The organism is Pseudomonas sp. Marseille-P9899 (assembly GCF_903166565.1).
Classification (GTDB): domain Bacteria; phylum Pseudomonadota; class Gammaproteobacteria; order Pseudomonadales; family Pseudomonadaceae; genus Aquipseudomonas; species Aquipseudomonas huaxiensis.
The window spans coordinates 1,828,939-1,846,270 of record NZ_CAESCG010000001.1; the positions used below are offsets into that span (position 1 = coordinate 1,828,939).

A 17,332-nucleotide genomic window follows, 5' to 3' on the forward strand; every position below is an offset into this window, starting at 1 on the left:
ATGACTCGACCTTTGGCTTCACTAAGCCTGGCGATCGCCCTGGCCCTCGCCGGCTGCGATAACCCATCCGGGCAGCAGGCCAACTCCGGCGCCCCCGCGCAGCCCAAGGTGGGCGGCGTGTTGCGGGTGGCTTTCGACGGCGATCCAAACTGCATCGACCCACAACAGGCGGGCAACAACACCGCGCTCAATGTCGGCCGGCAACTGGTGGACTCGCTGACCGACCAGGACCCGCAAACCGCCGAGATCGTGCCCTGGCTGGCGGAGCGCTGGGAGGTCAGCGACGACTCGCGGCAGTTCACCTTCCACCTGCGCGAGGGCGCGACCTTCGCCGATGGCAGCGTGCTCGACGCGGCGGCAGTAAAAGCCAACATCGAGGCCATCGTCGCCCTCGGCGCCCTGGCGCAACTGGCCGGGACTTACCTGGCCGGGCTGGAATCGGTCGAAGTGACCGGGCCGCTCAGCGTGCAGATCAACTTCAAACAGGCCAACGCGCAGTTTCTTCAAGCCAGCTCGACCATGAGCCTGGGGCTGCTGTCGCCCGCCACCCTCAAGCGCAGCGCCGAGGAACGTTGCCAGGGTGCGCTGGTCGGTTCCGGGCCGTTCACGGTGAAGAGTTTCGAGCACAACAAACTGGTGCGCATCGAGGCCCGCGCCGACTATGCCTGGCCGTCGTCCCTGGCCGAACACAAGGGCCGCGCCTGGCTGGACGCCATCGAGTTCCACATCCTGCCGGAGTCCGGCGTGCGCCTGGGCAGCCTGGTTTCCGGGCAGATCGACGTGAACACCAGCGTGCCGGTGCAGGACGAAGCCGTGCTGGACAGCCAGGGCATTCCGTCCATTGCCCGGCCCAATCCCGGCATCGTCTTCAGCCTGACGCCCAACGAATCGCGCCCGCCGCTGGACGACGTGAATGTGCGCCGCGCGCTGAACAAGGCCATCGACCGCAGCCAGTTCAAGGGCGTGATTTCCCGCTACCAGAAACCGGCCAGTTCGGTGCTGGCCAGCAGCACGCCGTACTACCAGGACCTCAGCGCCCAGCTCGCCTATGACCCGCAAGGCGCCGGCCAACTGCTCGACGCCGCCGGCTGGAACAAGGGCGCCGATGGCTGGCGCCAGCGTGACGGCAAACGCCTGAGCTTCGCCCTCGACTACTGGCAGGCGACCACTCCGGTGCTGGAACTGGCGCAGCAGCAACTCCGTCAGGCCGGCGTCGAGCTGCGCCTGAACAAGTCCACCATCGGCCAGGTCAGCCTGTTGCAGACCTCGCTCAACTACGAACTGTGGTTCTTCAACCTGACCCGCGCCGACCCGGACGTGCTGCGCACCGTGTTCCTCTCCAGCGGGCGCAACGTCAACGTCCGCGGTCCGGCGCCGCTGGACCAGACGCTGCAGGCGTCGGCGGCCAGCCTCGATCAGCAGAAGCGCAGCGCACTGATCCAGCAGGCCAGCGCCGAGCTGCTCGATCAGGGCCATGTGATTCCGCTGGTGGAAGCGGCCACAGTGACGGCGTTCCGCGACGTCGTTCACGGCCTGCATTACGAGGCCTCGACCCGCCTGCAGTTCTACGACACCTGGCTGGCACAACCGGGGAGCCACTGACCGATGACCCTCCAGACCAACCACCGCGCACTGCTCTGGCGCGTGGCCCAGGCCGCGCTGGTGCTGTGGGCCGCATTCACCCTGTCGTTCGCCATCCTCTACGCACTGCCGGGTGATCCGGTGGCGATCCTCCTGGCCCAGAGCGGCGAGCCGGGCGCGGTGGACCCGGCCAAGGTCGCCGAACTGCGCGCCCGCTATCACCTCGACGGCAGTCTCTGGCAGCAGTACGGCGGCGCGCTGTGGCGGTTGCTGCACCTGGACCTCGGCACCTCGCTGCAAACCGGCAAGCCCGTGACGCTGACACTCGCCGCAGCGCTGCCGGCGACCCTGTCGCTGGCGTTCGCCGCGTTGCTGCTGGCGGTGCCGCTGGGCATCGGCCTGGCACTGGCGGCGCATCAGGTGCGGCGGCAGCCATTGCAGAGCGCGCTGCACAATGCGCCGGCGGTGGTTGTCTCGCTGCCGACCTTCTGGGTCGGGCTGGTGCTGCTGCAACTGTTCTCCTTCAAATTGCACTGGCTGCCGGCGATGGGCGATCACGGCCTTGCCAGCCTGGTGTTGCCCGCGCTGACCCTGGCCCTGCCCTGCGCGGCGATGATCGCCCAGGTGCTCGGTCGCTCGATCGCCAGCGTCAGCCAGCAACCGTTCGTTCAGGCGCTGCGCAGCAAAGGCGTCGGGCCCTGGCGCCTGCTCTGCGGGCACATCCTGCACAACGCGTCGATTCCGATGCTGAGCCTCGCCGGCACCTTGCTCGGCAACCTGCTGGCCGGCGCGGTGGTCACCGAAACGGTGTTCTCCCGCGACGGCGTCGGCCGTCTGGCCCAGGCCGCCGTCGCCAGCCAGGACATTGCCGTGGTCCAGGGCGTGGTGCTGCTGGCCGCGACCTTGTATGTGCTGACTAACCTCGCCACCGACCTGCTCTACCCGCTGCTCGACCCGCGCATCCGCCAAGGGAGCCGTTCATGATCCTGCAACCCGCCTACGCCGCCAGCCGCCCGCTGCGCTGGCCCGGACTGTCCGTGGCGCTGAGCCTGGCGCTGTTTGTGGTGGTCCTCGGCTGGGCCTTCTGGCCCGGCCTGTTCAGCAGCGCCGACCCGCTGCTGGCCGACCCGACCCAGACCCTGCAAGCCCCGTCCGCCCGCCACTGGTTCGGCACCGACCACCTCGGTCGCGACCTCTACGCCCGCTGCGTGCACGGCGCGGCGCTGTCGTTGCAGGCGACCAGCATCGCCGTGCTGATCGCGCTGGTCGCCGGCAGCCTGCTGGGCGGTATTGCCGGCTGGTTTGGCGGGGTTGCCGACCGCATTCTGGCGGTCATCGTCGAAGTGCTGATGGCGATCCCGGCGCTGCTGCTGGCGATGGCCATCGTCACCGCACTGGGCTTCGGCACCCTGGAAATCGCCCTGGCGGTGGGGCTGTCATCCGTGGCGATCTTCGCCCGCCTGGCCCGTGGCGAAGTGCTGCGCTGGCGCAGCCGCACCTTTGTCGAGGCGGCGCAGGTAGCCGGCGTCGGTTCCTGGACCAACCTGCGCCGACATGTGCTGCCCCACGCCGCCGGGCCGCTGCTGGCCTTGGCCGCGCTGGAATTTGCCAGCGCCGTGCTGGCGGTGTCGGCGCTGAGCTTCCTCGGTTTCGGCGCACCGCCGCCGCAACCGGAATGGGGCCTGCTGATCGCCGAAGGGCGCAACTACATGGTGGTGGCCTGGTGGTACACCACCCTGCCGGGGCTGGTGGTGGCCACCGTGGTCCTCGCCACCCAGCAACTGGCCCGCGGCCTGCAACGTCTTCAGGGAGAAGCCTCATGAGCGCACCACTGGTTCGTATCCACCAGTTCGGCGTGGAATACCCCGGCAGTCCGCAAGCCGCCGTGGCAGGTCTGGACCTGGAAATCGCCGCCGGCGAAATCGTCTGTCTGGTGGGCGAGTCCGGCTCGGGCAAATCCACCACCGCCGCGGCCCTGGCCGGTTTGCTGCCGCCCGGTGTGCAGCAGACCGGCCAGCTATGGCTGCAAGGCCAGGCCCTCGATCAGCTCGACGAACGCGACTGGCGCGAGCGTCGCGGCCGCCTGGTCGGCTTCGTCCCGCAAGACCCGGGCACCTCGCTGGACCCGGTCAAGACCATCGGCGCCCAGCTTGTCGAAGCCATGACCGTGCACGGCGTGGCCAAGACTGAAGCACGGCTGCGCGGTGTGGCGCTGCTGCATCAGGTCGGCCTGAAAGATCCCGAGCAATTGCTCAAGCGCTACCCCCATCAATTGTCTGGCGGCATGTGCCAGCGGGTGCTGATCGCCATCGCCCTGGCCAACGACCCACCACTGCTGATCGCCGACGAACCCACCAGCGCCCTCGACGTCAGCGTGCAGCGGCAGATTCTCGACCGCCTGCAACAACTGGTGCGCGAACGCGGCGGCAGCTTGCTGCTGATCACCCATGACCTGGCGGTGGCGCTCGACCGCGCCGACCGCATCCTGGTGATGCGCCATGGCCGCCTGCTGGAAAGCGGCACGCCGAGCCAGTTGTGGCATACGCCGGAACACCCCTATACCCGCCAGTTGCTCCAGGCTTCGCCCTTGGCGCGGCTGCAACAACGACGGTCAGCGCCGGCCGTGGCACAAGGCGAAGCGCTGTTGCAGGTCAGCAGCCTGCAACGGCGCTTCAACCGTCATGGACCGGCAGCGGTCGAAGACGTGAGTTTCAGCCTGCAACGGGGCACCACCACCAGCCTGGTGGGCGAGTCCGGCTCGGGCAAATCGACCACGGCACGAATCATCCTTGCCCTGGAGCAGGCCAGCGCCGGTAGCGTGCGTTTCGACGGCGAGGAAATCCTCGGCGCCGGGCGCAAGCAACTGCATGGCTATCGACGGCGGGTGCAACTGGTCTACCAGAACCCCTGGGCGGCCCTCGATCCACGGCACGATTTGCTCGACATCATCAGCGAGCCCTTGCGCGCCTTCGCCATCGGCCAGCGCCGCAACGACCGCGAGCGCGTGCTGGAATTGCTGGAACGGGTCGGCCTGCCGGGCAACCTGCTGCATCGGCGTCCCGGTCAGCTTTCGGGTGGCCAGCGCCAGCGCGTCGCCATCGCCCGCGCGCTGGCTGCGGAACCTGAATTGCTGGTGCTGGATGAGCCGCTGTCAGCGCTGGATGCGCCAGTCCAGGCGCAAGTGCTGGATCTCTTGCAAAACCTGCAACGGGATCTGGGTCTGACCTACCTGTTCATCTCCCACGACCTCGCCACCGTGCGCGGCATCAGCGATCAGGTGCTGGTGATGAGCCAGGGCCGGCTGGTGGATCACGGGCCGACCGAGCAGGTCTTCGAACGGCCGGCGAGCGATTACACACGGCGGTTGCTGGAGGATATGCCGGGGCAGTTGTTGCCGTTGCGGGGGCGGGAGTTGCAGGTGGCGGGGTGAGGTTCGGTGGGTTTTGGGGCTGCTGTGCAGCCCTTCGCAAGCAAGCTCGCTCCCACATTACTGGTGTTGTATTCAAAGCTGCAGTTTGACGGGCGCCCTGTGGGAGCGAGCTTGCTCGCGAAGGCCTGCACAGCAGACCCAAAGCGAACCCGATCATTAGCTTAGGCCCGAAAAGTCTTTCACAACCCCAACCCCCGCCGCCTATCGTCCCCACCTGCCCTTCGCCGCAAAGGATTGCCTGATGTCCTCCGCCGTACCCTCGCCCAACCCCTGGCTGGCCCTCACCGGGGTGGCCATTGCCAGTTTTCTCGGCTGCATCGACTTCACCATCGTCAACACTGCCCTGCCCGCCCTGAGCCAGGAACTGGGCATCGGCCTGCAGCAATCACAATGGCTGATCACCGCCTTTGTCATGGCCCTGTCCACCTTCATGGTCAGCGCCGGGCGGCTGGCCGATCTGTTCGGGCGACGTCGCTTGATGCTCGCCGCGATGCTGCTGTTCGGCCTCGCTTCGCTGGCCGCCGGGCTCAGTCACAGTCTCGCGGCGCTGGTGTTCTGGCGGGTGGTGCAAGGGCTGTCTTGCGCGGTGCTTTACACCGCGTCCAGTGCGATTGTCAGCAACGCTTTCGACGAAGCACGGCGCGGTCGTGCCATCGGCCTGCTGTTCAGCGCCAACGGCCTGGGTCTGGCGATCGGGCCGGTGGCCGGCGGTTTGCTGGTGGCGACGCTCGGCTGGCGTTGGGTGTTTTTGCTGAATGTGCCGTTGATCGCTATCGGCCTGCTGCTGTGCTGGCGCCATGTGCGCGAATCCGCCGTCGAGGGCGACGGCCAACGCCTCGACCTGCCCGGCCTGGCGCTGCTCAGCCTGAGCCTGCCGCTGTGGGTCTTGCTGCTGGTGCAGGGCGGCAAGTGGGGCTGGTCGTCGCCGTCGGTGCTGGCGCTGTTTGGCCTGGCGCTGTTGCTCTCGGGGCTGCTGGTGTGGACCGAGCGCCGCGTGCCCGCGCCGCTGCTGCGTTTCGATTTTCTGGCCAGACCGGCCTTTACCGGTGCCTGCCTGGCAACAGGCGGGCTGGCCTTTTTCTACTGCCCGGCGTTCTTGCTGATGCCGTTGTACCTCGCCGAGGTGCGCGGCCTCGATGCCGCCAGCGTCGGCCTGTTGCTGCTGCCCACCACTGCGGTGCTGGCGCTGCTGTCGCCCTGGGCCGGACGCTGGGCGGATCGCCACGGCACGCGGCCGGTGTTGCTGGCCGGGTTCGTGTTGCTGGCAGCCTCGGCGCTGCTGCAAACGCGCTTTGCCAGTGACAGTGCCTGGCCGCTGGTGATCGCCGCCTTCGCCCTGATGGGCGCGGGCTGGGCGTGCATTCTCGGGCCGTCCACCGTGGCGGCGATGGCCTCGGTGCCGGCGCAGGATGCCGGGGTGGCGATGGGCATGTCGTGGACCTTCCACAACCTCGCCGGCGCCTTGGGTCTGGCGATTACGGCGGCGTTGTTCCAGCACAGCGGCAGCGCTTTTGTTTCCGGCTACCACGACACCATGGTGCTGCTGGCCGCAGCCAGCGGTCTGGTGTTGCTGGGGTTGGTCGTGCTGGTGAACCGGGCGCGGCCGCTTGCCAGCGTTGATTCGGTTTAAGCGATCCGGGCCGCTGTGGCGGCCCTCAGACTCCCCTCGGCAAAGGCCATTTCAATGAGCAGACTCAAAGACAAATACACCCTGATCACCGGCGGCACGGGCGGCATCGGCCTGGAAACCGCGCGGCAGTTTCTCGCCCAGGGCGCCAAGGTGGCGATCACCGGACGCAGTGCCGAGGCCCTGCGCCTGGCCGGCGACGCCCTCGGCGACGAGGTGTTGCTGATCGAAAGCGACGCCGGCGATATCGCCGGGCAACGCCGCGTCGCCGACACCCTCGCACAACACTGGCCGCGTCTGGACGTGCTGTTCATCAACGCCGGCGACGTTACTCACCGTCCGTTGCAAGACTGGGACGAAGCCACCTGGGACCGCCTGCAGGACACCAACCTCAAGGGCCCGTTCTTCCTGATCCAGGCACTGCTGCCGCTGTTGCACGACCCGTCTTCAGTGATCCTCTGCGGCTCGGTCAGCGCCCGTATCGGCCTGGCGCAAAGCAGCGCCTACGCCGCCAGCAAGGCCGGCCTGCTGTCACTGGCGCGAACCCTGTCGGGGGAATTGATCGGTCGCGGTATCCGGGTCAACGGCCTGAGCCCCGGCCCTACCGACACCGCCGCGTTGGGCAAGCTCGGCCTGCCGCCGGAAGAGGAGCAAGCGCTGCGCGACAGCATCCGCCAACTGGTGCCGCTGGGGCGCCTGGGCAAACCATGGGAGCTGGCCCAGGCGGCGGTGTTCCTGGCGTCGGATGAGTCGTCGTTCGTGGTCGGCACGGAACTGCTGGTGGACGGCGGCGTGGGCAATATCTGAGCGCACGCCGCGAGTGGCTATCAGCTCAACGCCCGCAACTGCTCCAGCTCTTCCTGGGTCAGGCTCACGCCTTCACGCGCTGATTTCTCCCGCTCATGGAAGCGGCGCTCGCCCGGCAGGCGGGTGACGCCCACCGCTTCCATCTGCCGCACCAGTTCGCGGCTGCGCTCGGCGAAACGTTCGCCCTGGGCCAGGCGCGGGTCGATGACGATCAGCAGTTGCCCGGTCCAGGGGGTCTTGGCGCCGGGGTGCTGCGACCAGTCGAATTCGAAGGAGAAATTGCCGCCGGTCAGCGCCGCCGCCAGCAGCTCCACCATCATCGACAGCGCCGAGCCCTTGTGCCCACCGAACGGCAGCAGCGCGCCACCGTCGAGGATCGCGGCGGGGTCGCGAGTCGGCTGGCCAAGACGATCGACACCCATGCCTTCGGGCAGCAACTCACCTTTGCGCGCGGCAATCTGCACATCGCCATGGGCAATGGCGCTGGTGGCCATGTCGAAGACGATCGGCGTCCCGCCCGCGCACGGTGCGGCAAAAGCGATCGGGTTGGTGCCGAACAACGGCCGCTCGGCGCCCTGCGGCACCACGCAGGTCATGCTGTTGACCACGCTCAGCGCCACCAGACCTTCATCGGCGAAGGGCTCGACATCCGGCCACAAGGCGGCGAAGTGGTGCGAGTTATGGATCGCCAACACCGCGATGCCGGCACTGCGCGCCTTGCTCATCAGCAACTCGCGGGCCGCAGCCAGCGCCGGCTGGGCGAAGCCGCCGCCGGCATCGACGCTGATGTAACCACTGGCCACATCCTCGACCTTCGGCACGGCCTGGCCATTGACCCAGCCGCTGGCCAGGGTCGAGACATACCCGGGAATACGGAACACACCATGGCTATGGGCGCCGTCACGCTGGGCGCTGGCGCAGTTGAACGCCAGCGCGCGGGCCACCGCCTCGCTGGTGCCGTGGCGCACGAAAATGCGCTGCAGCAGGGTTTCAAGTTCGTTGAAGGGAATCTGTGTGGCAGGTGCGGACATTCTGTAGCTCCGATGATTGGAATTGGACTGGGCAACAGGGATGACGGTGTTCGGACTTTCCTCTTTTTGACAGTTAGCTGTCAAATATTGACTTGATGACAGAAAACATTCATTTTCTCTTCCACCGCAACCGTCATCGAGCATCGCCCGTGAGCCAACCCATCAAGCAACGCCTGGAAAGCAGCCTGCCCAATGCGTCGGCCTCGGGTCGCAAGATCGCCACCCACATGCTCGCCCACCTCACCGACCTGCCGTTCGAAACCTCCGCCAGCCTCGCGGAGAAAATCGGCGTCAGTGAATCCAGCGTCGGGCGCTTCTGCCGTTCGCTGGGCTACGAGCACCTCAAGGCACTCAAGCAGGACTTGAAGGACGACCTCGGTGACGGTCCCTGGCTGGTGGGCGATCGGCTGCAAGAATTCCGCCAACACTCCAGCGATGACCGCGAAGACCGCAGCCGCAGCCTGGAACTGGAAGTCGCCGCGCTGGTGCGGGTTTACGAATACAGCCGCACCGCCGAGTGGGACCGTGTCGCCACGCGCCTGGCGCAGCGCCCGCGGGTGTTCGTCGCAGGCTTTCAGACCGAGCGCGGCATCGCCCACTGCATGGCCCACCTGCTGCAATACCTGCGCGATGGCGTGCAGGTGGTTGACGGCAGCGCCGGGCATTTTGGCGAAGTGCTGCTGGGCGATCCGGCGCAGTGCGCGCTGGTGGTGTTCGAGGCGCGCCGTTATTCCCGCCATGCCTTGCTGCTGTGTCACAAGGCACGCGAGGCGGGCATCCCGGTAACACTGGTTACCGACACCTTCTGTGATTGGGCCGATGCGAATGCCGACGAGGTGTTCCGCATTCCCACCCAGTTCAACCTGTTCTGGGAGTCCACCGCGACGATGCTGTCGTGGGCTCACCTGATGGTCAACGAGGTCTGCAAGAAACTCGGACCTGATGTTGAAAAACGCTTGGACGCAACTGCCGCTCTACACAACGAGTTCGTTGGCTACACGTCAACGGCAAAACAATAGCAAGAGAGTGCAACTACAGACCGAGGTGTCACATGAAACCTGTTCTTCGCTTCGCAGGGGCCTGCGCATTGTTGCTGGCCGGCATCACGTCGGCCCAGGCCGAGACCTTGAAGATCGCCACGGAAGGCGCCTACCCGCCCTTCAACTACGTTGATTCGAACAACAACCTGCACGGCTTCGACGTCGATATCGCCAAGGCGTTGTGCGAGCAGATGAAGGTCGAATGCACCGTGGTCGCGCAGGACTGGGAAGGCATCATCCCGGCCCTGATCGCGCGCAAATACGACGCCGTGGTCGCGTCGATGATCAACACCGAGGAACGGCGCAAGAAGATCGCCTTCACCAACCACTACTACCGCACCCCGCTGTCGGTCGCCGTACCGAAAGACAGCGAAATCACCGACGCCCAGACCAAGTTCAAGGGCTACACCGTCGGCGCCCAGGCCTCCTCGACCCAGGCCATCTATGCCGAAGACGTGTACGGCAAGGCCGGTGCCGATGTGAAGCTGTACCCGACCCTCGACGAAGCCAACGCCGACCTCGCCGCCGGCCGCCTCGACGGCGTGATCGCCGATAAATTCCCGCTGCTGGAATGGCTGGGCAAAGCCGGCAAGGACTGCTGCAAGACCCTCGGCGATGTCGAAGGCACACGCGCCGACGCATCGATTGCCGTGCGCAAGGAAGACGAAGCCCTGCGCGAGCGGCTGAACAAGGCGCTGGATGCCATCGTGGCGGACGGGACGTATCAGAAGATCGCGGGCAAGTACTTCGACTTCGATATCTACCAGTGACTTTTTAGGGCCGCTTTGCGGCCCTTCGCGACGGTTCGGCGCCCCGACGAGCTCGCTCCTACACCTTTCTCCCCCCTCCCTGTAGGAGCGAGCTTGCTCGCGATAAGGCCCTCAAGACTGCCCCTCCCCGAGGCTTCGCCCATGCTCGAACATTTGTCACTCCTCTCCTTCGCCAGCGGCGGCTGGGGTCAGGCGTTGCTCGCCGGTGCGCTGGTGACCCTGGCGCTGGCCCTCGCCTGCCTGCCCATCGGCCTGCCGCTGGGCCTGGGCATCGCCCTCGCCGCGCGTTCGAAAAAACGCCTGCCCCGGGCCTTCGCCACGGTGTTTTCCACGGTGTTCCGCGGCCTGCCGGAATTGCTCACGCTGCTGATCATCTACTACGGCTGCCAGATCGCCGCGCAGAAAATGCTCGCTGCCATGGGCTATGAAGGCGAGGTGATGATCAACACCTTCCTCGCCGCCATGGTCGCCTTCAGCCTGGTGTTCGCCGCGTTCTCCAGCGAAATCTGGCTGGCCGCGTTCAAGACCGTGCCCAAGGGCCAATACGAAGCCTGCGCCGCCCTCGGTCTGGGCAAACGCACCGCGTTCGGCAAGGTGGTGTTCCCGCAACTGCTGCGCATCGCCCTGCCCGGCCTGTCGAACAACTGGCTGTCGTTGCTCAAGGACACTTCGCTGGTCTCGACCATTTCCCTGGTCGACCTGATGCGCCAGACCAACCTGGCCGTCAGCGTGACCAAAGAGCCGATGCTGTTCTACGGCGTCGCCTGCCTTTGCTACCTGCTGTTCTCGGCGCTGTCGGGCCGGGTCTTCCACTTCATCGAGAACCACTTCAGCCGCCACCTGCGGAGCGCCCGTCCATGAGCTTCGACGAACTACTGGCCCTGTTTCTCAATCCCGAGCTGCTGGAGCGCTATGGTCCGCGCTTTATCGACGGCCTGTTGGTGACCGCCAAACTGGTGGCGATCTCCTTCACCCTTGGCGCCCTGCTGGGCATGCTCCTGGCCCTGGCGCGGATGTCGAAAAGCCTCACGCTGCAACGCCTGAGCGCCGCCTACGTGTACTTCTTCCGCGGCTCGCCGCTGCTGGCGCAACTGTTCCTGCTGTATTACGGCCTGGGTTCGTTCAAGAGCTTCTGGCAGGACGTCGGCCTCTGGTGGTTCTTCCGCGACGCCTGGTTCTGCACCCTGCTGGCCTTCACCCTGAACACCGCCGCCTACCAGGCGGAGATCTTCCGCGGCAGCCTGCTGGCCGTGGCGCCCGGACAATACGAAGCGGCCAGCGCGCTGAGCCTGAAACGCTCGACCACCTTCTTCAAGGTGATCCTGCCGCAGTCGCTGGTGGTGGCGATCGGGCCGCTGGGCAACGAACTGATCCTGATGATCAAGGCCAGCGCCATTGCCTCGCTGGTGACCATCTACGACCTGATGGGCGTGACCAAGCTGGCCTTCTCGCGCAGCTTCGACTTCCAGATCTACCTCTGGGCCGCCGTGCTCTACCTGCTGATCGTCGAGATCGTGCGACGCAGCCTCAAACATATCGAAGCCCGCCTGGGCCGCCACCTGCGCTGAACCCTTGCCGTAGAGGATCTTGTCATGCACTGCCAAACCATCGTTCTGGGCGCCGGAATCGTCGGCGTCAGCACCGCCCTGCACCTGCAGGCGCGCGGCCGCAAGGTCGTGTTGATCGACCGCGATGAACCCGGTAGCGGCACCAGCCACGGCAACGCCGGGCTGATCGAGCGCTCCAGCGTGATCCCCTACTCCTTCCCTCGCGCGCTGCCAAGGCTGGTGCGCTACGGCTTCAACCAGCAATCCGACGTGCGTTTCAGTTGGCGCTACCTGCCCAAGGCCGCGCCCTGGCTGCTGAGCTACTGGCGCAACTCGGCGCCCGCGCCGCTGGCCGTGGCGACCCAGGCGATGCTGCCGCTGGTGGAGCGCTGCGTCGAAGAACACGACGCGCTGATCGAGGCGGCCGGCGTGCAGTCGCTGGTCAAGGCCAACGGCTGGATCGAGGTCTACCGCAACGACGCCGCGTTCGAGGCGGCCAAGATCGAAGCCGAAGCGCTGAAGTCCTACGGTCTGGTCTTCGAGATTCTCGACCGCCGGCAACTGCACGAACGCGAAGCCGACCTGACCCAGGGCGCGGTGGGCGGCATTCATTGGCGCGATCCGAAGACCGTCAGCAACCCGAGCGCCCTGGTGCGCGCCTACGCGGCGCTGTTCGTGCAGCGCGGCGGCCAGTTCATCCATGGCGATGCGCGCAGCCTGCGCCAGATCGCCGGCGAATGGCAGGTGGACAGCCGCCGCGGCCCGATCACCGCGCCAGAAGTGGTGATCGCCCTCGGCCCGCAAGCTGCCGAGCTGTTCAAGCCGCTGGGCTACCGGATTCCGCTGGAAATCAAGCGCGGTTACCACGCCCACTACAAAGCCCGCGCCGGCGCACAACTGACCCATTCGATCTGCGATGCCCAGGCCGGTTTCGTGCTCGCGCCGATGGAACAAGGCATCCGCCTGACCACCGGCATCGAGTTCGCTGCCAGTGGCGACGCCGCCAATGAGATCCAGCTGCAGCGTTGCGAGGCCGTGGCCCGTGGACTGTTCCCGCTCGGTGAGCGCATCGAGGAAACCCCGTGGCTGGGCCGCCGCCCGTGCCTGCCGGACATGCGCCCGGTGATCGGCCCGGCCGGCCGCCATGCGGGTCTCTGGTTCAACTTCGGCCACGCCCACCACGGCCTGACGCTGGGCCCGGTCAGCGGTCGCCTGCTGGCCGAAATGATGACCGGCGAACAGCCTTTTACCGACCCCGCGCCCTACAGCGCCGAGCGTTTCAACTGAGTTCCGCCCACCCGCCGGAGAACAACAATAATGAGCGCCTCACTCAGCCTTGCCGCAGTCCCGCAAGCGACCACCGACTCGCGCAACGTCGCGGTGCATATCAGCGGCCTGGAGAAATACTACGGTCCCTACCACGTGCTGCGCGGTATCGACCTGACGGTTCATGAGGGCGAACGCATCGTCCTGTGTGGCCCCTCGGGCTCGGGTAAATCGACCCTGATCCGCTGCATCAACCGCCTGGAAGTCGCCGAGCACGGCAAGATCCTGGTCAACGACACCGACCTTGCCGGCAACAGCCGCGAGGCGACGAAGGTGCGCAGCGAAATCGGCATGGTGTTCCAGCACTTCAACCTGTTCCCGCACATGAGCGTGCTGGACAACTGCACCCTGGCGCCGATGAGCGTGCGCGGCCTCAGCCGTGCCCAGGCCGAGGAGCTGGCGCAGTTCTACCTGGACAAGGTCGGCATCTCCAGCCAGGCGGCGAAGTACCCCGGCCAGCTTTCCGGTGGCCAGCAACAGCGCGTGGCGATTGCCCGGGCGCTGTGCATGAAGCCGAAGATCATGCTGTTCGACGAGCCGACCTCGGCGCTCGACCCGGAGATGGTCGCCGAAGTGCTCGACGTGCTGGTGAAACTGGCCGACAGCGGCATGACCATGCTCTGCGTGACCCACGAAATGGGCTTTGCCCGGCAAGTGGCGCAGCGGGTGCTGTTCCTCGACGGCGGGCAGATCATCGAAGATGCGCCACCGGAGACCTTCTTCAATGCGCCGCGCAGCCCGCGGGCGCGGGACTTCCTCGCGCAGATCCTGCACTGAAACGAAAACGGGCCGGCGTCACGATGACGCTGACCCGTTTTTCGAGCGGCCTGGAACTCAGTCGTCCAGCGGCTTGGGCGGTGGCAGGGGTTTGGCCGGCTTGGCCGGTTTTGCAGGTTCACCGGCCTTGGCGGGCTTGCCTGCCTTGGTCTCGGCGACCGGCACCGGTTCCGGTGCGGTAATGGCTTTCTCTTCGGCCGGCAAGGCATCCACCGCGGCGAAGATCTCTTTGGCATCGAGCGTGTCGTCATGCTTGATTTCGTGCTTCTGGCCGTCTTTGCCCACCAGGATCACCTGGGTGCCGTTGCGCGCGCCCAAGGACAGTTCGCGGATCAGCGCCATAGTGGTTTGCTGCTCAAGGAATTTGTCGTCACGCTTGCCGACCATGCCCGCGACGCTGTAGAGCACCAGATTGCGCTCCTTGAATCCGGCCTGGGCGGCGGGGTCCTTGAGCGCTTCGTTGATACCGCGCAACACCGGGTCGGCGGTACTGGGGGCTATCACCACCAGGGGACGAGCCTTGCCCAGATCCTGGGCCAGAGGGGCGTCATCGGCGAAAACCAGGGGAGCGGCGATGGCGAGCAGAGTGGCGAGGGTCAGTGACCGGGCAAGCATGTGTTTCTCCTTCTTTTTTCCTCGTAACAAATGACTACAGACCTGTAGGAAAGATCCGAAGGCCGCAGCCTAAACGAACGCAATCACCTGGTGGACGGGACAAAAGTAACTTCCGGTGTCAGAAGGATAGCTGATGGATTTGGGATGGCGGCGGATGGGCGTGAGCAATCCTGTAGGAGCGAGCTTGCTCGCGATGCGCCCCCAAAACCGCTCAGTCCTGAAACAACCCCATCTGCCGATCAATCAACCCACTGAAATCATCCCCCACGAACGGCAATATCGCGTCCGCCACCGGCTGCAGCTGGCGGCTCAGGTAATGCTCGTAGTCGATCGGACTGCGCCGCGCTTCCAGGGGTTCCGGGCCGCTGGTGGTGATGACGTAGCTGATCCAGCCGCCATTCTGGTACTGCCGTGGCCGGCCCAGGCTGTCGTTGAAGTCATCGGCCAGCCGCGCCGCGCGAACATGCGGCGGGACATTACGCTGGTAGTCATCCAGTGGCCGGCGCAGACGCTTGCGGTACACCAGCAACTCATCCAGCTCGCCGGCCAGGGTGCGTTGCACGTATTCACGGACGAATTCCCGGTACGGCTCGCGGCGGAAGATGCGCAAATACAACGCCTGCTGGAACTGCTGGGCCAGCGGCGACCAGTCGGTGCGCACCGTTTCCAGGCCCTTGTAGATCACCTCTTCGCTGCCATCGGCACGCTGCACCACGCCGGCATAGCGCTTTTTACTGCCCTCCTCGGCGCCGCGGATGGTGGGCATCAGAAAGCGTGTGTAGTGGGTTTCGTACTGCAATTCCAGGGCGCTTTCCAGGCCGTATTGCTCGCGCAGGTGGTCGCGCCACCAGGCATTGACCTCACGCACCAGCGTCTGGCCGATCTGGCTGGCTTGGTCCTGGTCGTGGGCGCGCTTGAGCCAGACGAAGGTGGAATCGGTGTCGCCGTAGATCACCTGATAGCCACGCTCCTCGATCAGCTTGCGGGTGCGCTGCATGATTTCGTGCCCGCGCAGGGTGATGGACGACGCCAGGCGTGGGTCGAAGAAGCGGCAGCCGCTGGAACCGAGCACGCCGTAGAAGGCGTTCATGATGATCTTCAGCGCCTGCGACAACGGCGCGTTGCCGTCGCGTTTGGCCGCCTCGCGGCCCTGCCAGACGCGCTCGACGATGGCCGGCAGGCAATGCTGCGTGCGTGAGAAACGCGCCTCGCGAAAACCCGGCACCGAGTGTTCGTCGTCCGGTTCGCGCAGGCCTTCCACCAACCCCACCGGGTCGATCAGGAAGGTGCGGATGATCGACGGGTAAAGGCTTTTGTAGTCCAGCACCAGCACCGATTCGTAGAGGCCGGGCCGCGAATCCATGACGAAACCGCCAGGGCTGGCCTCGCCTTCGCGCCCGCCCAGGTTCGGCGCGACAAAGCCCAGGCGGTGCATCAGCGGGATGTACAGGTGACAGAACGCCGCCACCGAACCGCCGCTGCGGTCCACCGGCAAACCCGTGACCGTGGACCGCTCCAGCAGGAAGTCCATCAGCCGGGTCTTGTCGAAGATCCGCGTCACCAGCTCGCAGTCCTTGAGGTTGTAGCGGGCCAGCGCCGGGCGGTCCTCGGCGAACATGCGGTTAATCTCGTCCATGCGCTGGTACGGCGTGTCGATGGCCTTGCCCTCGCCGAGCAGGGTCTGGGCGACGTTTTCCAGGCTGAAAGACGGGAAACTCCACGTCGCCGAACGCAGCGACTCGATGCCATCGATGATCAGCCGCCCGGCAGCGCTGGCGAAGTAGTGAGTGCGGCTGCCGTGTTCGCGCCATTCCATGGGCTGGCTGTCGCGGCCCAGCAGCAGCGGCACGTTCAGGCGCTTGCTGTGTTCGTGCAGAACACGCAGGTCGAACTGCACCAGGTTCCAGCCGATGATCGCGTCCGGGTCGTGCTCGGCCAGCCAGCCGTTCAGGCGCTGCAGCAGTTCGGCGCGGCTGTCGCACCATTCGAGCTGGAAGTCGATGCCGCTGGCGTCGCCATTGGCCGGGCCGAGCATGTACACCTGACGCTGCCCGCAGCCTTCCAGGGCAATCGAATACAGCTCGCCGCGCTCGCTGGTCTCGATGTCCAGCGACACCAGTTTCAGCCGTGGCCGGTAGTCGTTGGCCGGTTTCAGTTGGGCGTCGAGCCAGACGCCGTCGCGGTCGGGCTGGCCGCTGAAATCCACCGGCGCGGTGATGAAACGCTCCATCAGGTAGCGCTCGGGCGGGCGGATATCCGCCTCAAGCAGCTCGATGCCGGCGCCGCGCAGGCGTTTCTCCAGTTGCATCAGTTGCCGGTGCTGACGGCAATACAGACCGAGCACCGGGCGCTGGGCGAAATCCCTCAGCGCCAGCGGGCGCAGTTCCACGTCCTTTTCGCCGCGCAGCAGTTCGCCGAGTCGTTCGCGCTGATCCGCCGCAACGAAGGCCACCGATGTCTGCGCCGGCAGGCGCACACGCCGCGGCCCCGCCTCGGTGGCCAGCCAGAACTCCACCAGGGTGCCTTGCGGCGTATCCCGCCAATGACGGGTCAGGACAAAGCCCTGTTCTACCTGCACCGCTGCTTCCTCGACCACATTCATTCAAAGGGCACGGAGTCTACCCGAGCCACCGGCCCGGGGCGCTCCTTATCGGCGCGACAGAGCGACGGGTTTCGGCGCGCTGTCTCTCCCGCTAGAATGCGCCGACAAAGGAAATGCTTCATTCACTACGGACAGTGCCTATCACCATGAATTGCACCCCAGCCTTTTCCCGCCCTGAT

Annotated in this window: 15 protein-coding genes; 12 read left to right on the forward strand and 3 right to left on the reverse strand. The window is 66.0% G+C overall.

Annotated features, from left to right (window positions below; genetic code table 11):
• From HWV67_RS07825 to HWV67_RS07850, 6 genes are all read left to right on the forward strand, one after another.
• A complete protein-coding gene (locus tag HWV67_RS07825) occupies window positions 1–1,602 on the forward strand; it encodes an ABC transporter substrate-binding protein (RefSeq protein WP_175650682.1) in 1,602 nt (533 codons plus the stop codon).
• 3 nt (window positions 1,603–1,605) lie between these two features.
• Window positions 1,606–2,565, forward strand: a complete 960-nt coding sequence (locus tag HWV67_RS07830) for an ABC transporter permease (RefSeq protein WP_175650683.1) — start codon at window positions 1,606–1,608, stop codon at window positions 2,563–2,565.
• A complete protein-coding gene (locus HWV67_RS07835) occupies window positions 2,562–3,404 on the forward strand; it encodes an ABC transporter permease (protein WP_175650684.1) in 843 nt (280 codons plus the stop codon). The genes HWV67_RS07830 and HWV67_RS07835 overlap by 4 nt, the downstream gene beginning before the upstream one ends.
• Window positions 3,401–5,011: a dipeptide ABC transporter ATP-binding protein gene (locus HWV67_RS07840; RefSeq protein WP_175650685.1), complete on the forward strand. Its 1,611-nt coding sequence runs from the start codon at window positions 3,401–3,403 to the stop codon at window positions 5,009–5,011. Before HWV67_RS07835 ends, HWV67_RS07840 begins: the two co-directional genes overlap by 4 nt.
• A 241-nt stretch (window positions 5,012–5,252) precedes the next feature.
• Window positions 5,253–6,641, forward strand: coding sequence for an MFS transporter (locus HWV67_RS07845; protein ID WP_175650686.1), 1,389 nt, complete (start codon window positions 5,253–5,255; stop codon window positions 6,639–6,641).
• 54 nt (window positions 6,642–6,695) lie between these two features.
• Window positions 6,696–7,445: an SDR family oxidoreductase gene (locus HWV67_RS07850; RefSeq protein ID WP_175650687.1), complete on the forward strand. Its 750-nt coding sequence runs from the start codon at window positions 6,696–6,698 to the stop codon at window positions 7,443–7,445.
• A 20-nt stretch (window positions 7,446–7,465) separates the two neighbouring features.
• Here the strand turns inward: HWV67_RS07850 and HWV67_RS07855 are convergent, their stop codons facing one another.
• The gene (locus HWV67_RS07855) at window positions 7,466–8,476 is read right to left on the reverse strand and encodes an Ldh family oxidoreductase (protein ID WP_175650688.1); all 1,011 of its coding nucleotides are present in this window, start codon (window positions 8,474–8,476) and stop codon (window positions 7,466–7,468) included.
• A 149-nt stretch (window positions 8,477–8,625) separates the two neighbouring features.
• Between HWV67_RS07855 and HWV67_RS07860 the strand changes: the two genes are divergently transcribed.
• The 6 genes from HWV67_RS07860 (at window position 8,626) to HWV67_RS07885 (ending at window position 13,936) form a co-directional block, all read left to right on the forward strand.
• Window positions 8,626–9,495, forward strand: a complete 870-nt coding sequence (locus HWV67_RS07860) for a MurR/RpiR family transcriptional regulator (protein ID WP_175650689.1) — start codon at window positions 8,626–8,628, stop codon at window positions 9,493–9,495.
• A 32-nt stretch (window positions 9,496–9,527) separates the two neighbouring features.
• The gene (locus HWV67_RS07865) at window positions 9,528–10,286 is read left to right on the forward strand and encodes a transporter substrate-binding domain-containing protein (protein ID WP_175650690.1); all 759 of its coding nucleotides are present in this window, start codon (window positions 9,528–9,530) and stop codon (window positions 10,284–10,286) included.
• Window positions 10,287–10,427: 141 nt separating this feature from the next.
• Window positions 10,428–11,147 carry an ABC transporter permease gene (locus HWV67_RS07870; protein WP_110971118.1) on the forward strand — a complete coding sequence of 240 codons (720 nt, stop codon included), beginning with the start codon at window positions 10,428–10,430 and terminating at the stop codon, window positions 11,145–11,147.
• Complete coding sequence (locus HWV67_RS07875) at window positions 11,144–11,854, forward strand: ABC transporter permease (protein WP_175650691.1); 711 nt, start codon at window positions 11,144–11,146, stop codon at window positions 11,852–11,854. Before HWV67_RS07870 ends, HWV67_RS07875 begins: the two co-directional genes overlap by 4 nt.
• A 24-nt stretch (window positions 11,855–11,878) precedes the next feature.
• Window positions 11,879–13,120: an NAD(P)/FAD-dependent oxidoreductase gene (locus tag HWV67_RS07880; RefSeq protein WP_175650692.1), complete on the forward strand. Its 1,242-nt coding sequence runs from the start codon at window positions 11,879–11,881 to the stop codon at window positions 13,118–13,120.
• 30 nt (window positions 13,121–13,150) lie between these two features.
• Window positions 13,151–13,936: an amino acid ABC transporter ATP-binding protein gene (locus HWV67_RS07885; RefSeq protein WP_175650693.1), complete on the forward strand. Its 786-nt coding sequence runs from the start codon at window positions 13,151–13,153 to the stop codon at window positions 13,934–13,936.
• A 57-nt stretch (window positions 13,937–13,993) separates the two neighbouring features.
• On the opposite strand, the gene HWV67_RS07890 is transcribed toward HWV67_RS07885, so the two are convergent.
• Together HWV67_RS07890 and HWV67_RS07895 are read right to left on the reverse strand one after the other, a co-directional pair.
• A complete protein-coding gene (locus tag HWV67_RS07890; RefSeq protein WP_175650694.1) occupies window positions 13,994–14,551 on the reverse strand; it encodes a DUF4174 domain-containing protein in 558 nt (185 codons plus the stop codon).
• 211 nt (window positions 14,552–14,762) lie between these two features.
• Entirely contained in the window at window positions 14,763–17,129 is a 2,367-nt protein-coding gene (locus HWV67_RS07895; protein ID WP_175650992.1) for a DNA polymerase II, read from the reverse strand.
• Window positions 17,130–17,332: the final 203 nt, after the last annotated feature.